Below are 18,174 nucleotides of genomic sequence, written 5' to 3' on the forward strand. Positions count from 1 at the left end.
AGCACGATGAGCGCGGAGCCGCACCTTGCACCGATTCTTGCCGATGCGCCCTGGCTGACCGCAGGCGGGACCGCGCGCGTTCTGCAATTGCTCAATGTCGACGGAGAGGAGGCGCGGGTGGTCGGCGGCGCCGTGCGCAACGCGCTGCTCGGTCTTCAGCCCGGCGACATCGACATCGCGACCACCGCGCGGCCGGAGGAGGTGATCCGGCGCGCCAAGGCTGCCGGCATCAAGAGCGTGCCGACCGGCATCGATCACGGCACCGTCACGCTGGTGATCGACAGCCACCCCTATGAAGTCACGACGCTGCGCGAGGACACCGAAACCTTCGGCCGCAAGGCCAAGGTCGCGTTCGGCCGCGACTGGGTCAAGGACGCCGAGCGGCGCGATTTCACCATGAACGGCCTGTCGGTCGATGCGCGCGGCGTCGTCTACGACCACGTCGGCGGCATCGCGGATGCCAGGGCGCGTCGCGTGCGCTTCATCGGCGATCCCGGCCAGCGCATCGCCGAGGATTATTTGCGCATCCTGCGCTTCTTCCGCATCCATGCCGCCTTCGGTGCCGGCGATCCCGACCGCGACGGCTATCTCGCCTGCATTCGGGGGCGTGCGGGCCTCGCCAGCCTCTCGGCCGAGCGGGTGCGCATGGAGATGCTGAAACTGCTGATGGCCGGCGGCGCATCCGCGGCCGCGTTGGCCATGGCCGAGGGCGGATTGCTGCAAGCGCTGATCGGCGGCGTTGCCTATACCGGGCCGCTGTCGGCGATGATCGCGATCGAGCGCGAGCTCGGCCTCGCCGCCAGCAGCACGCGGCGCCTGGCCGCGCTGACGGTCGCGGTGACCGAAGATGCCAAACGCGTTGCCGCGCGCTTGCGGCTCTCCAATGCCGAGACCAAGGCACTGGATTCGATGGGCCACCGCTGGTGGCGTTTCGCCGCCAAGGACGAGGCTAATGCGCGGCGGCTGCTCTATCGGCTCGGCCCCGAGCGCTATCACGATCGCGTGTTGCTGGGCTGGGCGCGGGCCGGCGGCGACGTCACCTCGATGCGCTGGCGCGCGCTCGCAGAACTGCCGCAGCGCTGGACCGCACCGAAATTTCCGCTGAAGGCCGCCGATTTCATCGCGCGCGGTCTGGCGGAAGGGCCCGCGCTCGGACATGTGTTGACGCTTGCCGAGGACGCTTGGCTTGCGGCGGATTTTCCCTTAGAGGAAGCCGCACTCGGTGCCATCGCCGATCAAGCTGCGGCACGAATCAGCCGCGATGAGAGAAATTGACCATCGTCTCAGGCTTCGCCGACATCTCGGTCTTTCAGCTCCTGCTGGTAGCAATGATGGCGTTGTTTGCTTCGATCATCGGTGGTCTCGCCGGTTACGGCACCGGCGCCCTGATGCCGCTGGTGCTGGTGCCGCTGGTGGGCGCCGAGCCCGTGGTGCCGATCATCGCGATCTCCGCACTCTTCACCAATTCCAGCCGCGCCGTTGCTTACTTGCGCTACGCCGACCGCCGTCGTGCGTTGATCGTGCTCGCCTGCGCGGCGCTGACGACCGCGCTCGGCGCCTACGGCTATACGCGTCTCACCAACGCCGGCGCGGCGCTCGTGATCGGCTCCATGCTGATCCTCAGCGTGCCGCTGCGCCGCGTGCTTCGCCGCCGACAGGTGCGGATCGGCGACGCCGGCCTTGCCGCCGGCTCCGTCGGCTACGGCGTGCTGGTCGGCGGCACCTCGGGCTCCGGCGTGATCCTGCTCTCGCTGCTGATGGCCGCAGGCCTCGAGGGCGCCGCCGTGATCGCGACCGACGCGATGATCTCGCTCGGCACCGGCCTGATCAAGCTCTCGGTGTTCGGCCTCGCCGGCGCCGTCACCGCGCAGGTGCTGGCCTTCGCGCTGCTGATCGGCGCGATCGCGATCCCCGGCGCGTTCCTCGCTAAGGCTTTCGTCGAGCGGATGCCGGTGCACATCCACGCCGCGATCCTCGACGTCGCGGTGATCACGGGCGGGCTGGTGATGATCTCGGCAGCTGCGAGGCAACTGATCGGGTAGCTGCTCCTTCAGTGCCGAGGACTCGTCTGAATATCGTTGAAGCTTGAACGCAACACCTTTCGCTTCATTGCGTTGACTCTGGACTTTGGCGTCACAATCCTGGTGGCAGACCTGGTTGGTAGCCAAGTGCCAGACGTGGAGATTAGGCTATGCCCAAGCAGTACGAGACGCCGGAGCAGCGGGAGAAGCGTGAGCTCGACGAGGAACTCGATCGACAATTGCAGCAGACGTTTCCAGCCAGTGATCCGCTGAAAATCACCCGGAGTCCGAACAAACGAACCGCACCAAGGTTGGCTGCCCGCGACGCCGAACGACGACGCCGCTAGGTTCGGCGCCCCTCTCGGCCCTGTGAACGGCACGGGGATGAGCCACGGCACGCCTCACGCCTTCGGTTCGGACGCGGCTGCCTCCTTCGCCATCCCGAGCTTGGGGCTGGCGGGAGGGACGACCAGGACGTCCACGTTCAGCGAGCGCAGGACTTCCTCCGTTACGCTCCCGATCAACGCCCGAAGCAATCCGGATCGGCCGTGCGTACCCATCACGAGCATGTCGGGCCGCTTCTCCTCGACGGCACGGGTGATGATCTGCATGGGTCCGCCTTGGCCGACGCGAAGAGACCATCGCCGCGTGCCGAACTCGTTGGTCACCAGAAAACTTGTCAGTTCCTCCATTGCCCTGTGACGTTCGCTCTCGACATATCCGGTGATGACGGCCGAGCTAGCCCCAGAGCTGATCAATCGCGTCTTGGCCATCGGCGAGAAGGCGTGAAGAAGCGTCGCTCCGTCTTCTTCCAGAAGTCCGGTGGACAGGCCGATGCGGATTGCTTCAGCCGATGTTTCTGACATGTCGACCGGCACCAGAACACGTTCATAGCGCCGCTGGGCCTCGTTGTTCACCATCAGAACGGGATATTTTCCTCCGCGAATGACACGTTCGATGGTGGTCCCTGTAAAGATATCGCGCAGAAATTGCTTGCGATGGCCGCCCATCACGATGAGATCTGCGCCGACTGCTGCGGCCGCGCGCAATATCCCGTCGAAGGGATGGCCCTTGACGACGGTCGGATAGCAGCGAGCGTCATGCAGCTCGGGCATGGACCCGATCTGCTCCACCAGCACCCGTTGTGCCTCCCGCTCTTCCATGCGGACCAGATCGGCCGGCTGGTCTTCATCAACGACGTGAACAAGGTGCAGCTCGGCACGGCGGGAGCGAGCCAGAAGGCCTGCTTGCCGGAGCGCGCGATGGGAGCGCGTGGAGAAATCCGTCGCAGCGACGATGATCATGTCAGGACCCTCATATTGGCCAACGATGGCAGGTCGATTTCGTGCCAGCGGTGGTAATTCGATTGGCTAGGAAGCAGCCCGCGAACGCGCGGACGCGCCGCGAGCTGCGGCGCGCGGTAACGCGTCGCGGTCAAAAGCAAATGGTGTACAGGGCGGCAGAAGGTGACAAAGCACCCTCCAACGTCACCTTTTCGGATCGCGAGGAATCGGCGGCGGACGGCGCGCAAATGCCGCGCGGAATCCGTCGGGATCGCAAATCCAGATGAACATCATCCACGAGGTCAGGACGAGCAGCGCTGAAAATACCGACATGAGGAACTCCCGGCTTGGTTTGGAATCGTCGAGTTGCCGCACCCGGGCGATCCGCAATCGCCCGGGTCACCGGCCGATCTGCAGCCGGTTCCCCTGAATTCGATCTCGTAGCACTTTGGTCATCACGGCCTCTGTTTGGGATGCGGCCGATTTCCGAGCGGCATCCCGCATTGATGGCGTGTCTGAAGCCTCGCCCCTCGGAAACGCCGCGCGTGCCGAACGCCGAGCCAGTTGCTCCGGTCGCACGGCCGGCTGAAGGTTGCGGCGAACTCGCGCGCAGCTCAGCATCATCCACGCACTAGACGTAGGCATTCGCCGCGAGAATCAAATGCGACATTTAGCCGGCCTTGGCCGATCCGCAGAGCCGCCTGCAATCAGCGCGTGGTCGTGTGCTTCGCCCTAATTATTCTCTGGTTCGCGCGCCGGCGCACTTTGTTCGGCGGTATCGCGGAATCGGGCTGCACCGACCAGCACAGTCAGCGCGATAGGGGTGGTCACGACGCCAAGCCCTACAATCAGGATTTCGTGCAACACCGGCCTGCTCTGCAGGACCGAGAAGTAGACCATCGAAGCGGCCGCGATGAAGACGGTGCCGAGCGTCGTCCCCAGCGTCGGCGCATGAACCCGCTCGTAAAATGTGCCGAGACGCAACAGGCCGAGCGAACCGACCAGCGTGACGGCCGCGCCAGTGAGCAGAAGGACTGCCGTGAAAACCGCAGCCCAGGGTGGCAATTGTTCGATGCCGTTCATTCGATCACCTCGCCGCGGAGCAGAAACTTGGCCAGTGCAACCGTCGCGACGAAGCCGAACAGCGCCATGGCCAGAGCCGCCTCGAAATAAAGCGCTTCGCCGGATCGAATCCCGAACGTCAGAAGCAACAACATCGCGTTCACGGACAACGTGTCGAAGCCCAGGACGCGATCCTGTGCCCGCGGCCCGAGAAAGATGCGGAAAGCGCCGCAGCCGATCGCCAACCCCAGCAGCCCTTGCGCGGCATTGAGCGAGTAGGTCAGCATGAGCTGGCTCATTCGAATATCTCCAGCAGACGACGTTCGTAGCGGTCCTTGATCGTGCGGATCCACTCGTCTTCATCGACGAGGTCCAGAACATGGATCATCAACGAACCCTTCTGAGCGTCGAAATTCACCCACAGCGTTCCGGGGGTCGACGTGATGATGCAAGCCAATGAGGCCAGCCCGTACGGGCTGCGCATGTCGAGGGGAATTTTCACGAACCCCGACGTTCGCTGTCGCCGTCCAAAACCGAGAACGGTCTGTCCAACCGCCAGATTGGAGCGGACGATGTCGACCGCTACCAGCCCCAACAGTCGCAGAATGACGCGGGGGCGTCTGACCCGCACGCTCGGTAACTCCAGCACGGTGAGGATCCGCCCGCCGACGATCGCGATGACACAGCCGAGCAGGATGTGCCCGAACGACACTGCTTGATTGAGCAGAAGCCACAATGCGAGCAGGCAGAAGCTCACGATCGGATAGGGCAGGAAGCGGGTCATTTGCCCTCCGCTTTTCGGCTGCCTTGGGGGGCGGCCTCCAGGACGTCGCTGACGTAGCCCGCCGGCGCGTGCAGAGATTGTGCCGTGGCCTGCATGAAACGGATCACGGGACCGGCCAGGACCGTCTGGGCGGCGCAGATGGTCAACAGGAACACGATCGGCGCCATCTCGATCACGCGCACGCGCGGCACGGTGCGATCGGGCGAGGCCCAGAAGATGCGGATTCCCGCGCGGGCCATCGCGACCAACGTCGCGAAACCAGAGAAGATCAGCACGACGAGAAGCGCCCATCCGCTGCCCGGAACGGCGCCGTTTTGATGCGTTTCTGCCGGATTGAGCGCCGCCGCGAGCAGCGCGAATTTAGCGATGAAGCCGGACAGCGGAGGCAGCCCGGCGATGACCAGCGCACAGCCGATGAAAGCGACGCCGAGTAAGCCCATCGTGGCTACGATGGCGGTGCCGACGTCCTCTTCCGCTTCGTCTGTCTCGTCCTCTTCTCCATAGGCTTCCCGGGTGACGGCGATCATGTCCGCTCCAGGTTCGCGGCCGCGTTCGATGAGCTCGACGAGAAGGAAGAAGGCGCTGATGCCGAGCGTCGAGCTGACCAGGTAAAAGAGCGCTGCACTGGTGATGCCGACCTGTCCCATCCCCGTGGCAGCGAGCACCGTTCCGGAGGATACGAGCACCGAAAAGCCGCCGAGGCGTGCGGTATCCTGCGATGCCAACGTGCCAATCGCTCCGAATAGGGTCGTCGCCAAGCCGCCCCACAATAACCAGTCGCTGCCGAAGCCGGCCGATGCGCCGGCGCCTTCGCCGAAAAGCAAAAGCGACAGACGGAGTAAGACATACACGCCGACCTTCGTCATGATCGCAAAGATCGACGCCACCGGCGGACTTGCGGCTGCGTAGGCCGTCGGGAGCCAGAAGCTCAGAGGCCACATTCCGGCCTTGAGCAGGAAGGCGACCGCCAGCACGCCCGCACCTGCTTCGAGCAAGCCCCGGCTCTCGGCGGCGATGGCGGGCACTCTTGCCGCGAGATCTGCCATGTTGAGCGTCCCGGTGACGCCGTAGATCAGGCTGACCCCGATCAGAAACAACAGCGACGCCGCCAGGTTCACGACGATGTAATGCAGCCCCGCCTTCACCCGTGCAATGCCGGAACCGTGCAGCAGAAGGCCGTATGATGCCGCCAGCAACAGCTCGAAGAACACGAACAGGTTGAAAAGATCGCCGGTGAGGAAGGCGCCGTTGAGGCCCATCAGCAGGAATTGAAACAGGGAATGGAAATGCGCGCCTGCCCGGTGCCAGCGGGCGAGGGAGAACACCGCCGAGGCCAGCGCCAGGACGTTGGTCAGGAGCAGCATGAGGGCGGACAGCCGATCGAGAACGAGGACGATTCCGAACGGAGCAGGCCAATTGCCCAGACGATAGACTTCCCTGGTTCCCGCATCGGACATTCCGAGCAAAATCACCGCGATGCAAACGAGTGCGACGGTTCCGGCGACGTTGAGGCCTGCCACGATGGCCCGGTGTCTTTCTCCGTTGAGCAGCAGCATGCCGGCACCAGCCAGCAAAGGCAGGAGGATTGGCGCGATGACCAGACTTGCAGCGCCGCTCACGCTTCCGGCTCCTGACCGTCCACATGATCGGTCCGTGCCAGGCCGCGCGATGCGAGCAGAACCACCAGGAACAGAGCGGTGGTCGCGAAACTGATCACGATTGCAGTCAGCACCAGCGCCTGCGGGAGCGGATCAGCATGCTTGGCGACATCGCCGATCTCCTTTGCGATAAGCACCGGAGCCCCGCTCCGCACCCGCCCCACGGTCACGATGAAGAGATTGACGGCGTAAGAGAGCAACGACAGCCCGACGATGACTTGAAACGTGCGCGGCCGGAGGATCAGCCACACGCCGGACGCCGCAAGCGTACCGATACCGATCGCCAGCACGAGCTCCATCAGACCAGTTCCTCCTTCGACCGCTCGCCGGGCAAGCGCTGGCCGGTCTGGAGTGGACCTCCGTAGCGACGCAACGATTGATGCGCGATTGCGATGAGCATCAGCACCGTGGCACCGACCACGAGCGAGAACACGCCGATGTCGAAAAGGAAGGCGCTGGCCATCGGGACACGGCCGACCAGAGGCAGCTCGGCATACGCAAAGTACGAGGTCAGGAAGGGGTATCCGAAGACGCAGGCGGCGGCCCCCGTGCCCCCCGCCAACAGGAGCCCGAAGCCCATCCAGCGCACGGGCATGACGTGAAGACGAGCTTCCACCCATGCCGTGCCGCGAGCCATGTACTGCAGGATGAATGCGGTCGCCATTGCGACGCCTGCCACGAAGCCTCCGCCCGGAAGGTCGTGTCCGCGCAACAGCAGGAAGATCGCCACGACGCCGATCACCGGAAACAGCAGCCCCATCATCAGCGCCGCAGTCTCCGTTGTATCCTTGGCAGTGTCTCCCTTCTGTCGATCGGGATGCGCTTCGTCGTGGCTATCCTGCGCGTGCTGCTGTTCGGGAACGGGAATGCTCTCGGGCGCCGGACGGAAGCGGCGCAAGAGCGCGTAGACGGTCAGAGCAACGACCGCGAGCACCGTGATCTCGCCCATCGTATCGAATCCGCGGAAGTCCACCAGGATGACGTTGACCACGTTGGTTCCGCCACCTTTCGTGTACGCGTTCTCGACGAAGTATCGCGAGATGCTGTCCGTAGCCGGGTGCTGCATCACTGCCAGCGCAAGCGTGGCCAGCCCGACGCCGGCGAACAGCGCGATAGCGAAGTCACGCACGCGGTGCCATCGGATCCTGCCGGCGGCCTGGCTCGCGCCGACCGGTGCGACGCGCTTCGGCAACCATCGCAAGCCGAGCAACAGGAGAACCGTCGTCACCGTCTCGACGACGATCTGCGTCAGCGCGACATCGGGAGCGGACAGCCACACGAAGCTGACGCAGGTCACGAGACCGGCAGTCCCGAGCAGGATCAGCGCGACGACGCGATGGAATTTAGCCTGGACCGCAGCGCCGATGGCGCAGGCAGCGCCCACCGCCCAGAGCAATGCAAAGGCGAGGTCAAACTTGGCCGCTAGGGGATTCGCCAGCATGATGCCACGTGAATAGAGTGGCAGCAGAGCAGCGACGAACGCCACGCCGGCCAGGATCCTCAACTGTGGCTGGAGATGTCTCGTCCCGAGCTTACTCGCCAGCCAGCGTGCAAGTCGCCAGGATAACGTCACCATCATCCAGTCAAAGATCTGCTTGCCGCTGAAGCGGCCGAGCAAGGGCGGCCCCTCGTTGACGAGGAGGTAGGAGCGCAGCATCACATAGACGCCCACCCCACCCACCATCGCCAGGATGCTCATCAGCAGCTCGGGGGTAAAGCCATGCCATATTCTCAGGCTGTACTCCGGCATCCTGGAACCGAGAACTGCTCCAGCAGCGGTATCGAGGATAGGTGCAACGGTTAACGCGGGGGCGATGCCCACGACGATACATGCGAGCACGAGAAGCTCGGCCGGAAGTCGCATCAGGAGCGGGGGCTCGTGAGGCGTGCGTGGGAGGCCGACGGGGGGCGGGCCGAAGAACACGTCGCGAATGAACCGGAGCGAATAGGCCACGCTGAAAGTGCTCGCGGCGGTGACGATATAGGGAAGCGCTCGATCGACCAGCGAGTTGTCGTGAATCTCGATCGTTTCGGCGAAGAACATCTCTTTCGAGAGGAATCCATTCAGCAGCGGCACACCGGCCATCGACCCGGCGGCGACCATGGCCAGAGTCGCCGTGATCGGCATGAACGCCCAGAGACCGCTCAAGCGGCGAATGTCGCGAGTGCCGGTTTCGTGATCGATGATGCCCGCGGCCATGAACAGCGATGCCTTGAACGTGGCATGGTTCATGATGTGGAAGATCGCTGCGATCTGCCCGAACGGCGTATCCAGTCCGGTCAGGAGCGTGATCAAGCCGAGATGGCTGATCGTCGAGTAGGCCAGCAGCCCCTTCAAATCCTGCTGGAACACCGCGAGAAATGCGCCCAAGAGAAAGGTGATCAAACCAGCCGATCCCACCAGCCATAACCATTCGTTCGATCCGCCCAGGGCCGGCCAGAGCCTGACCAAAAGAAACACGCCGGCCTTCACCATCGTTGCCGAATGGAGATAAGCGGATACGGGCGTCGGAGCCGCCATCGCGTGCGGCAGCCAAAAATGGAACGGAAATTGAGCGCTCTTGGTCAGCGCGCCGAGCAGGATCAGCACGAGTGCAGGGACATAGAGCGCGTGCGAACGGATCGCGTCTCCGGAAGCGAGCACCTTGTCCAGGTCATAGCTGCCTACGATGTGACCGATCAGCAGCACGCCGGCGAAGAGGCAAAGTCCGCCGGTCGAAGTGATCACCAGCGCCATTCGTGCGCCGTCCCTTGCAGCCGAATTGTGATGCCAGTAGCTGATCAGCAAGAACGAAAACAGGCTGGTCAGTTCCCAGAAGAAAACCAGTTGCAACAGGTTGCCGGAGAATACGATCCCCAGCATTGCGCCCATGAACGCGAGCAGGAAGGAAAAGAAGCGCGGAACGGGATCGCTGGGCGACATATAGTAGCGGGCATACAGCACCACCAGAAAGCCAATTCCGGTGACCAGCATTGCGAAGGCCCACGCGAAGCCATCAAGTCTCAGCGCAAACGCGAGTCCGAGTTCGGGCACCCACTCCGTTCGCCACCCGATGACGCCACCATTCGCGACATCGGGATAAGCCGTGGCGATGAGGCCGAACGCGGCGAGTGCAACTCCTCCGGCGAGCCATGCCTCGGCGTTGCGCGCATTGACCTGCAAGAGGGCGGCAATGCAGCTTCCGGCGAAAGGAAGGACGAGAACGGCAAGGAGGAACATTTGCGTTCATTGCCCCAAACTGCGAGGTGGCGAGAGGTCGTCCGCTGGTCCTCAATTGCTTAGCCGACGCAGGCGGATATCTCTACTGCTAGATTTTCGCGATGGTGCCGACTTGAGCGGGCGGAAACTGCGGCCGCGAGAGCGCCGCGCAAAGCATAGAAGCCCCGGAGCGCGATGTGCGCCAGCCTCTCATCTCGACGTGGTGGAAATTCGGAGCGGTGTCACGCTATCTGCCGGAACGTTCGATTGTTCCATCGCAGGTGCGCGTGGATGCTGCGTTCGACTATATCCACCGCGGTCCAAAATTGCGGCTCACAGTCGCGTCAAACTGTCGCCCCTGTCTGCTGGAGAGCGAATGATCGCCTGCAGCGACGTGCGCCCCAGCATGATTCGAAATCAGACGAGCCGCCTACAAAGGCCTTTGGACTTTCACGACATCTGGCGATGTCCGCTATTGCGCCGTTATTGGCAGAGAAGCGGACATCAGGTGCGCCGGAGCGGAGCGCTCCAGCCTGACTAGGATGCGGTCTTAGGCGTGCCTACTCCTCGTCGTCTTCGTCCTCGTCTTCGTCATCCTCTTCCACCTGCACGAGCGTGGCCAGCGGCAGCGTCTCGCGGAACAGGTCGCCTTCCATGCCCATCCAGAGGCAGAGCACCCCGTCCTCCTTCACCTCAGCGACGGTCAGCGGCTGGCCCCCGGATTTCAGCATCACGACATCGCCGGCTTTCAATTCCATGGATTGTCCTTTCGAGTTGATCGACCCCGAGGAGGCTAGCAACTTGTCATGACACGCGGAAAACGGAGGCCGCCGGGAGAGGAGCTCGAGACGGGCTGCGCTGTCCGATGCATCAAGTCTCGGTGCCGGAAGGCCACTTCAGGGCGCTCATCGCAAGCGTCGACGATGGCATCATACCCCTGTTTTGCCCGACGAAGCCATGCCGATTCGAAAAATCCGTAAGCTATTGATTTTGCAGCAGCGCCCTACTGTGCATGGGGTTGTTTTTCGATTTTTTGTTTTTGCGCCCTGGTTGGGTCAGCCCGGCACCAGCTCGGTCAACGAGCGGATGATGCGGTCGGGCCTGACGCTCGAGCCTTCGGGCAGGCCGTCGCCGTGCACGTCGATCCAGATCGAATAGATGCCGAGGCGCTGCGGCGTCACCACTTCCCATTCCAGATTGTCGCCGATCATCCAGGTGTCCTTCGCGGAGACGCCCAGCGCCTCCATCGCGTGCAGATAGGCGCGCTCCTCCGGCTTGCCGAAGCCGTGCTCGCCCTCGATCTGGATGTGGTCGAAGCGGTGCGCCAGCTCGAAGCGCTCGACCTTGGCGCGCTGGGTGTCGGCGGCGCCGTTGGTCACCAGCGCGAGCTTGATGCCGCGCGCCTTCAATTGATCGATCGCCTCATGCGCGCCGGGGAAGACGAACATCTCCTCCTCGCGATAGGCGGTGAAGCGGTCGGCGAGGCGGATGGCAAGGTCGTCGGGCAGGGCGCGGTGGCCGACGGCCGCGAGCGCGGCGAAGCCGCCCTTGACCGTCAGGTGCCGCGCCTCGGCGAGCTTCATCCGCCATGCGGCTTCCGCGTTCGCCCAGAAGTTTCGCGCGAACGCGAGCACCGCGGTTGCGACCTCTCGCGGCGGCAACGGGGCCAGCTCTTCGGCAAACTCGTTCGCGATCGTGTTCCAGGCGATCTCGGGCCGGCCATAGGCCGACAGGATGGTGTCGTCCATGTCGATCAGCATGGCGCGCGGCAGCGGCCTCGAAACAGTCATGGCCACTTCACCTCCGGCGGCATCGACGACAGGATCGAATCCACATTGCCGCCGGTCTTGAGCCCGAAGATGGTGCCGCGATCATAGAGCAGGTTGAACTCGACATAGCGGCCGCGCCGGATCAATTGCTCCTCGCGGTCTGCGGCGGTCCAGCCCGCCGCGAAATTGCGCCTGACGATGTCGGGGTAGATCGTCAGGAAAGCGCGACCGACGTCCTTGGTGAAGGCGAGGTCGGCGTCCCAGTCGCCGCTGTCGTGCCAGTCGTAGAAGATGCCCCCGATGCCGCGCGCCTCTTTCCGGTGCGGCAGGTAGAAATACTCGTCGCACCACTTCTTGTATTTGTCGTAGTCGGCAACGCCGTTCGGCCCGGCGCAGGCCTCTTTCATCGCGGCGTGGAAGGCGATGGTGTCGGCATCGTCCTGCGTCCGCCTTCGGTCGAGCACCGGCGTGAGATCGGCGCCGCCGCCGAACCACGCTTTCGTGGTGACGACGAAGCGGGTGTTCATGTGCACGGCGGGCACGTTGGGATTGCGCATATGCGCGATCAGCGAGATGCCGGACGCCCAGAATTTTGGATCGTCCGCGGCGCCGGGGATCTGGGCGCGAAACTCGGGCGCGAACTCGCCGTGCACGGTCGAGCAGTGCACGCCGACCTTCTCGAACAGGCGGCCATGCATCATCGACATCACGCCGCCACCGCCGGCCGCGCCGGTATGGTCGGTGCGCTGCCAGGGCGTGCGCTTGAAGCGGCCGGCTTCGCCTGGGTAGAGGCTTTGCGGGGCGTCGTCCTCGAGCTTCTCGAAGCTGGCGCAGATGTCGTCGCGCAAGGCTTCGAACCAGCTGCGGGCGCGGGCCTTGCGGTCTTCGATCGTCGACATGTCCATCTGCATTCCCGGTCGCGTCCTATCTGATGCCGAGCGATTTATGCGTCTGCACGCTGAGCCGCCATTGCGGATGGCGCAGGCAGTAGTCGATCGCGCGCGCGGTGTTCTCGATGACCTCGGCCCCGTCCATCGGCTGCAGCGAGAAGCGCTCGAAGGCGAGGCCCTCGAACGTCTCGGGCGCGGCGAGGGCCTGCGGATAGACCAGCTTCAGCTCGTGGCCCCGGCGCAGCACCAGCTCGCTGCCGCCCTTGGGGCTGACGCAGATCCAGTCGAGCCCGTCCGGAGCTGCAATGGTGCCGTTGGTCTCGACGCCGATCTCGAAGCCGCGGGCGTGGAGCGCCTCGATCAGCGCGGCGTCGACCTGGAGCAGCGGCTCGCCGCCGGTCAGCACCACGTAGCGGTTGGCGGCGGCCGCAGTCCATTGTGCGGCGATGGTGTCGGCGAGCTCCGCGGCCGAGCCGTAGCGCCCGCCGAGGGTGCCGTCGGTTCCGACGAAATCGGTGTCGCAGAACTTGCAGGTGGCGTCCTGACGGTCCGCCTCGCGGCCGGTCCAGAGGTTGCAGCCGGCAAAACGGCAGAACACGGACGCGCGCCCGGCATGGGCGCCTTCGCCTTGCAGGGTCAGGAAGATTTCCTTGACCGCGTAACTCAATCGTCTCTCCTCAACATATCAGACTTGAACCAATCAGACTTGAGCCAATCAGACTTGCGGGTTCCGGATCTGCCGCAGCGCCTCGCCGGCGGCCATGGCCGCGGTCATGGCGACATTCAGTGACCGCAGTCCCGGGGCGATCGGGATCACCAGCCGGGCATCGGCGGCCTCGACCACCGTGTCGGTGACACCGGCGCTCTCGCGTCCGAATAGCAGGATGTCCGACATCTGGTAACGGAAATCGCGGTAGTCGGTGGCAGCTTTCGTGGTGAACAGCAGCAGGCGGTAGCGATGTGCTGCGCGCCAGTCCTCGAATTTGGCCCAGGAGTCGTGTCTGATAAGGCTGACATGGTCGAGGTAGTCCATTCCCGCCCGGCGGAACAGGCGGTCGGAGACGGGGAAGCCCGCCGGTTCGATGATATGGGCGGCGATGCCCAGGCAGGCGCAAAGCCTGAGAATCGTGCCGGTGTTCTGGGCGATGTCGGGTTGGAAAAGTGCTATCTGCATGGGTTGTGCGAGGGCTGGATCGGGGGCGATGCGGGCCGGAAATGTCTCAATAAAACATCGCCCGCCCGGGAATTCGTGCATGGCACGCTCCCGCGCCGATAGCGGGCTTGCGCTCGCCCGGCAAGGGTGCCAATAGAACGATTCTGGACTGCTGTTTCGCCTGTTTAGAGGTGGATAAGCGAAGTTCTGCCGCCGCGGGGGGCCGCGGGCGCCGGCAGACTGTTCCGGGGACCTTGGGGGCTCCCGGAGCGGTTCCACCGGTGGCGTAAGAAGAAAGGGTTGGAATCGTGACGACAGCGTCTTCGGCGGACCATCCGACACGCCGTGATTTCTTATTCGTTGCAACCGGGGCAGCTGCAGCAGTAGGGGGCGCAGCCGCGCTCTGGCCCTTCATCTCCCAAATGAATCCTGACGCTTCGACCATCGCCGCCGGTGCGCCGATCGAGGTCGATCTCAGTCCGGTCGCCGAAGGTCAGGACATCAAGGTGTTCTGGCGCGGCAAGCCGATCTACATCAGCCACCGTACCAAGAAGCAGATCGACGAGGCGCGCGGCGTCAATGTCGCGAGCCTGCCCGATCCGGAGACCGACGAGGCCCGGGTCAAGTCGGGCCACGAGCAATGGCTGGTCGTGATCGGCATCTGCACGCATCTCGGCTGCATCCCCATCGCCCATGAGGGCAACTACGACGGGTTCTTCTGCCCCTGCCATGGTTCGCAGTACGATTCGTCCGGCCGCATCCGCCAGGGGCCCGCGCCCGCGAACCTGCCAGTGCCGCCGTACCAGTTCGTTTCCGATACCAAAATCCAGATCGGCTGAGCCTCGGACCCTCGTCCGAAGCTTCGCGCCGTCTCGTCGTACTATTTCCTCAGGATCGCATCATGAGCGGACCATCCGACTACCAGCCGAGCAATCCGGCCCTGCAATGGATCGAGCGGCGCCTGCCGATCCTCGGCCTCATGCACTCCTCCTTCGTCGTCTATCCCACCCCGCGCAACCTGAACTATTGGTGGACCTTCGGCGCCATCCTCTCCTTCATGCTGGGGATGCAGATCCTGACCGGCGTGATCCTGGCGATGCACTATACGCCGCATGCCGATCTCGCCTTCAAGTCGGTCGAGCTGATCGTCCGTGACGTGAACTACGGCTGGCTGCTGCGCAACATGCACGCCTGCGGCGCGTCGATGTTCTTCTTCGCAGTCTACGTCCACATGCTGCGCGGCCTCTATTACGGCTCCTACAAGGAGCCGCGCGAGGTGCTGTGGATCCTCGGCGTCATCATCTACCTCCTGATGATGGCCACCGGCTTCATGGGCTATGTGCTGCCCTGGGGGCAGATGAGCTTCTGGGGCGCCACCGTCATCACCAACCTGTTCTCCGCCATTCCCTATTTCGGCGAGAGCATCGTGACGCTCTTGTGGGGCGGCTATTCGGTCGGCAACCCGACGCTGAACCGCTTCTTCTCGCTGCATTATCTGCTGCCGTTCCTGATCGCGGGCGTCGTCGTGCTCCACGTCTGGGCGCTGCACGTCGCAGGCCAGAACAATCCCGACGGCGTCGAGCCGAAGACGGAAAAGGACACGGTGCCGTTCACGCCGCATGCGACCATCAAGGACGGTTTCGGCGTCGCCTGCTTCCTGCTGCTCTACGCCTGGTTCATCTTCTACATGCCGAACTATCTCGGCGACGCCGACAATTACATTCCGGCGAACCCGGGCGTGACCCCGCCGCACATCGTGCCGGAATGGTATTACCTGCCGTTCTACGCGATCCTGCGCTCGATCCCGAACAAGCTGGCAGGCGTCATCGGGATGTTCTCGGCGATCATCATCCTGTGCTTCCTGCCCTGGCTCGACGCAGCGAAGACGCGGTCGTCGAAGTATCGTCCGCTGGCCAAGCAGTTCTTCTGGATCTTCGTCGTGGTCTGCATCCTGCTCGGCTATCTCGGTGCGCAGCCGCCGGAAGGCATCTACGTGATCGCCGGCCGGGTCTTGACGGTCTGCTACTTCGCCTACTTCCTGATCGTGCTGCCGCTGCTCGCTCGCATCGAGAGGCCGCGGCCGGTGCCGAACTCGATCTCGGAGGCGATCCTCGCCAAGAGCGGCAAGGCCGTGGCCTCGGTCGCGGTGGCGCTGGTTGCCGCCAGCGCGCTGTTCCTCGGCAGCCTGCAGGATGCCCGCGCCTCCGAGGGCAGCGACAAGCCGCCGGGCAACAAATGGTCGTTCTCAGGTCCCTTCGGCAAGTACGACCGCGGCGCGCTCCAGCGCGGCCTGAAGGTCTACAAGGAAGTCTGCGCCAGCTGCCACGGCCTGTCCTACATCGCCTTCCGCAACCTCGCCGAAGCCGGCGGACCCGGCTATTCCGTGGCGCAGGCGGCAGCGTTCGCGTCCGAGTACAAGGTCAAGGACGGCCCGAACGATGCGGGCGACATGTTCGAGCGCCCCGGCCGTCCGGCGGATTATTTCCCCTCACCGTTCCCGAACGAGCAGGCCGCTCGTGCTGCGAATGGTGGCGCGGCGCCGCCCGATCTGTCGCTGATCACCAAAGCGCGCTCCTACGGCCGCGGCTTCCCCTGGTTCATCTTCGACTTCTTCACCCAGTTCCAGGAGCAGGGCCCGGACTACGTCTCGGCGGTGCTGCAGGGTTTTGACGATCACGTCCCCGAGGGCGTGACCATCCCGGAAGGCTCCTACTACAACAAGTACTTCCCCGGCCACGCCATCAAGATGCCGAAACCGCTCAGCGACGGCCAGGTGACCTATGACGATGGATCGCCGACCACGGTCGCGCAGTATTCCAAGGATGTCACCACTTTCCTGATGTGGACCGCCGAGCCGCACATGGAAGCGCGCAAGCGCCTCGGATTCCAGGTCTTCGTGTTCCTGATCCTGTTCGCGGGCCTGATGTACTTCACCAAGAAGAAGGTCTGGGCCAGCTCGCACTGAGCGACGCCTGACGCGACGAAATGAAGAAGCCCCCGCAAGGGGGCTTTTTTGTTGGTGCCGCGTCCCGGACGCGCTGCAGCGTGTAACGCTGCTGCGCAGAGCCGGGACCCATCTTGCTCGAGGCTGGGCCCCGGATCAGCAATGCACTACGCCGCGAAGGGCGGCGCAATGCATAGCATCCGGGGCACGAGAGTGTGTTGTTTGGCGCGATTGCGTCGCGCGAGTACACCCGCCACAATACCCGCCAACCACTCCCACAAAACTCATCGGAGGACACCATGGGAACCGCCATCACCTTCAAGCGCCCGGACGGCAAGGACGCCTCGGGCTATCTCGCCAATGCCGCGCGCGGCAACGCGCCGGGCGTGGTCGTGATCCAGGAATGGTGGGGCCTGTCGGACCAGATCAAGGGCCTGTGCGACCGCTTCGCCCTTTCCGGTTTCGATGCGCTGGCGCCCGATCTCTACAAGGGCAAGGTGGTGCCGTATCACGACACGGACAGCGCCAACAAGGAGATGAACTCGCTCGACTTCATGGACGCCACCACGCAGACCGTGCGCGGCGCCGCGCAATATCTGTCGCGTAACGGCGCCAAGGTCGGGCTGACCGGCTTCTGTCTCGGCGGCGCCGTCACCATCATCGGCGCGACCAAGATCCCGGAGCTCGCGGCCGGCGTCGTGTTCTACGGCATCCCGCCGGAGCAGGCGGCCAAGCCCGCCGACGTCAAGATCCCGCTCCAGGCCCATTTCGCCAACAAGGACGATTGGTGCACACCGGAGCTGGTCAGCAGCTTCGAGAAGGCCATGAAGGCCGCCGGCAAGTCGCTGGAGCTGTTCCGCTATGACGCCGAGCACGCCTTCGTCAACGAGCAGCGCCAGGCCGTGCACGACCGCGAAGCCGCCGAACTCGCCTGGGGACGGGCGACGGAGTTTTTCAGGAAGCATCTGGGGTAGGCGAATGAAGGACAGAATCGAAGCCGATGCGCCTTCAGAGCGTGAGGTCTTCAACGTCCCTGAGGAGCATCGGGCAGCCGTTCTCGAAGGCCTTGATCAGGCGGATCGAGGCGAGTTCGCTACCGATGAGGAGATGGCCGCGCTTTGGAAGCGGTGCGGCCTCTGATCTGTAGCCCGGATGGAGCGCAGCGTAATCCGGGGCTGTCTCATCGCGGCACGAACCCGGATTGCGCTGCGCTCCATCCAGGCTACGGCTCCAGCGCCACCCTTGACGCCGCCCCCGCGCCATGGTGAGTATCCGCCCATGAGCACCGCAGCCTGCCCAGCCCGTCTTTGGTGGCGCACCTCCTAACGAGGTGGCCGGTGCGATTTACCTTTCCCAAATCGTCTGAGGTCGCCTGCACAGTGCGGCGGCCTTCTCGTTTGTCCTGTGTGGC

The 18,174-nt window shown here is 64.1% G+C and carries 20 protein-coding genes; 7 read left to right on the forward strand and 13 right to left on the reverse strand.

Annotation, left to right across the window (positions count from 1 at the left end):
- The first annotated feature begins 6 nt into the window (after positions 1–6).
- From AABA86_RS26165 to AABA86_RS26175, 3 genes are all read left to right on the forward strand, one after another.
- Complete coding sequence (locus AABA86_RS26165) at positions 7–1,275, forward strand: CCA tRNA nucleotidyltransferase (RefSeq protein ID WP_338308913.1); 1,269 nt, start codon at positions 7–9, stop codon at positions 1,273–1,275.
- Positions 1,272–2,042 (forward strand): sulfite exporter TauE/SafE family protein, encoded by a 771-nt coding sequence (locus AABA86_RS26170; RefSeq protein WP_338308914.1) that lies wholly within the window; start codon positions 1,272–1,274, stop codon positions 2,040–2,042. The genes AABA86_RS26165 and AABA86_RS26170 overlap by 4 nt, the downstream gene beginning before the upstream one ends.
- 149 nt (positions 2,043–2,191) lie before the next feature.
- The gene (locus AABA86_RS26175) at positions 2,192–2,368 is read left to right on the forward strand and encodes a hypothetical protein (protein WP_162832244.1); all 177 of its coding nucleotides are present in this window, start codon (positions 2,192–2,194) and stop codon (positions 2,366–2,368) included.
- A 54-nt stretch (positions 2,369–2,422) separates the two neighbouring features.
- Here AABA86_RS26175 and AABA86_RS26180 read toward each other — a convergent pair whose 3' ends face one another.
- The 13 genes from AABA86_RS26180 to AABA86_RS26240 form a co-directional block, all read right to left on the reverse strand.
- A complete protein-coding gene (locus AABA86_RS26180) occupies positions 2,423–3,325 on the reverse strand; it encodes a universal stress protein (protein WP_338308915.1) in 903 nt (300 codons plus the stop codon).
- A gap of 183 nt (positions 3,326–3,508) precedes the next feature.
- Positions 3,509–3,679: a hypothetical protein gene (locus tag AABA86_RS26185; RefSeq protein ID WP_154694107.1), complete on the reverse strand. Its 171-nt coding sequence runs from the start codon at positions 3,677–3,679 to the stop codon at positions 3,509–3,511.
- A gap of 357 nt (positions 3,680–4,036) precedes the next feature.
- Positions 4,037–4,387 carry a monovalent cation/H(+) antiporter subunit G gene (mnhG, locus tag AABA86_RS26190; protein ID WP_338308916.1) on the reverse strand — a complete coding sequence of 117 codons (351 nt, stop codon included), beginning with the start codon at positions 4,385–4,387 and terminating at the stop codon, positions 4,037–4,039.
- Positions 4,384–4,665, reverse strand: a complete 282-nt coding sequence (locus AABA86_RS26195) for a K+/H+ antiporter subunit F (protein WP_338308917.1) — start codon at positions 4,663–4,665, stop codon at positions 4,384–4,386. The genes mnhG and AABA86_RS26195 overlap by 4 nt, the downstream gene beginning before the upstream one ends.
- Positions 4,662–5,150 carry a Na+/H+ antiporter subunit E gene (locus AABA86_RS26200; RefSeq protein WP_338308918.1) on the reverse strand — a complete coding sequence of 163 codons (489 nt, stop codon included), beginning with the start codon at positions 5,148–5,150 and terminating at the stop codon, positions 4,662–4,664. Before AABA86_RS26200 ends, AABA86_RS26195 begins: the two co-directional genes overlap by 4 nt.
- Positions 5,147–6,769: a monovalent cation/H+ antiporter subunit D gene (locus tag AABA86_RS26205; RefSeq protein ID WP_338308919.1), complete on the reverse strand. Its 1,623-nt coding sequence runs from the start codon at positions 6,767–6,769 to the stop codon at positions 5,147–5,149. Before AABA86_RS26205 ends, AABA86_RS26200 begins: the two co-directional genes overlap by 4 nt.
- The gene (locus AABA86_RS26210) at positions 6,766–7,107 is read right to left on the reverse strand and encodes a Na+/H+ antiporter subunit C (protein ID WP_212249279.1); all 342 of its coding nucleotides are present in this window, start codon (positions 7,105–7,107) and stop codon (positions 6,766–6,768) included. The genes AABA86_RS26205 and AABA86_RS26210 overlap by 4 nt, the downstream gene beginning before the upstream one ends.
- Entirely contained in the window at positions 7,107–10,028 is a 2,922-nt protein-coding gene (locus tag AABA86_RS26215; RefSeq protein WP_338308920.1) for a monovalent cation/H+ antiporter subunit A, read from the reverse strand. Before AABA86_RS26215 ends, AABA86_RS26210 begins: the two co-directional genes overlap by 1 nt.
- Positions 10,029–10,567: 539 nt before the next feature.
- On the reverse strand, positions 10,568–10,765 hold the full coding sequence (locus tag AABA86_RS26220) for a YodC family protein (protein ID WP_212249281.1): 198 nt from the start codon (positions 10,763–10,765) through the stop codon (positions 10,568–10,570).
- Positions 10,766–11,062: 297 nt separating this feature from the next.
- Complete coding sequence (locus AABA86_RS26225; RefSeq protein ID WP_212249282.1) at positions 11,063–11,797, reverse strand: HAD family hydrolase; 735 nt, start codon at positions 11,795–11,797, stop codon at positions 11,063–11,065.
- The gene (hemF, locus tag AABA86_RS26230; RefSeq protein ID WP_445083425.1) at positions 11,794–12,612 is read right to left on the reverse strand and encodes an oxygen-dependent coproporphyrinogen oxidase; all 819 of its coding nucleotides are present in this window, start codon (positions 12,610–12,612) and stop codon (positions 11,794–11,796) included. The genes AABA86_RS26225 and hemF overlap by 4 nt, the downstream gene beginning before the upstream one ends.
- An 88-nt stretch (positions 12,613–12,700) precedes the next feature.
- Positions 12,701–13,333, reverse strand: coding sequence for a 7-carboxy-7-deazaguanine synthase (queE, locus tag AABA86_RS26235; RefSeq protein WP_338308922.1), 633 nt, complete (start codon positions 13,331–13,333; stop codon positions 12,701–12,703).
- A 48-nt stretch (positions 13,334–13,381) separates the two neighbouring features.
- Complete coding sequence (locus tag AABA86_RS26240; RefSeq protein ID WP_212249375.1) at positions 13,382–13,840, reverse strand: tRNA (cytidine(34)-2'-O)-methyltransferase; 459 nt, start codon at positions 13,838–13,840, stop codon at positions 13,382–13,384.
- Between the two features lie 287 nt (positions 13,841–14,127).
- Here AABA86_RS26240 and petA point away from each other — a divergent pair, with 287 nt between their 5' ends.
- The 4 genes from petA to AABA86_RS26260 all read left to right on the forward strand — a co-directional run bounded on the left by petA (position 14,128) and on the right by AABA86_RS26260 (position 17,903).
- Complete coding sequence (gene petA / locus AABA86_RS26245; protein ID WP_097666153.1) at positions 14,128–14,658, forward strand: ubiquinol-cytochrome c reductase iron-sulfur subunit; 531 nt, start codon at positions 14,128–14,130, stop codon at positions 14,656–14,658.
- A 62-nt stretch (positions 14,659–14,720) separates the two neighbouring features.
- Positions 14,721–16,784 (forward strand): cytochrome b/c1, encoded by a 2,064-nt coding sequence (gene fbcH, locus AABA86_RS26250; RefSeq protein WP_338308923.1) that lies wholly within the window; start codon positions 14,721–14,723, stop codon positions 16,782–16,784.
- A 278-nt stretch (positions 16,785–17,062) separates the two neighbouring features.
- Entirely contained in the window at positions 17,063–17,737 is a 675-nt protein-coding gene (locus tag AABA86_RS26255; RefSeq protein ID WP_212249286.1) for a dienelactone hydrolase family protein, read from the forward strand.
- 4 nt (positions 17,738–17,741) lie between these two features.
- On the forward strand, positions 17,742–17,903 hold the full coding sequence (locus AABA86_RS26260) for a hypothetical protein (protein ID WP_212249287.1): 162 nt from the start codon (positions 17,742–17,744) through the stop codon (positions 17,901–17,903).
- The last annotated feature ends 271 nt before the right edge of the window (positions 17,904–18,174 follow it).

It is taken from the genome of Bradyrhizobium sp. TM233 (assembly GCF_036247965.1).
GTDB classification, from domain to species: domain Bacteria; phylum Pseudomonadota; class Alphaproteobacteria; order Rhizobiales; family Xanthobacteraceae; genus Bradyrhizobium; species Bradyrhizobium ottawaense.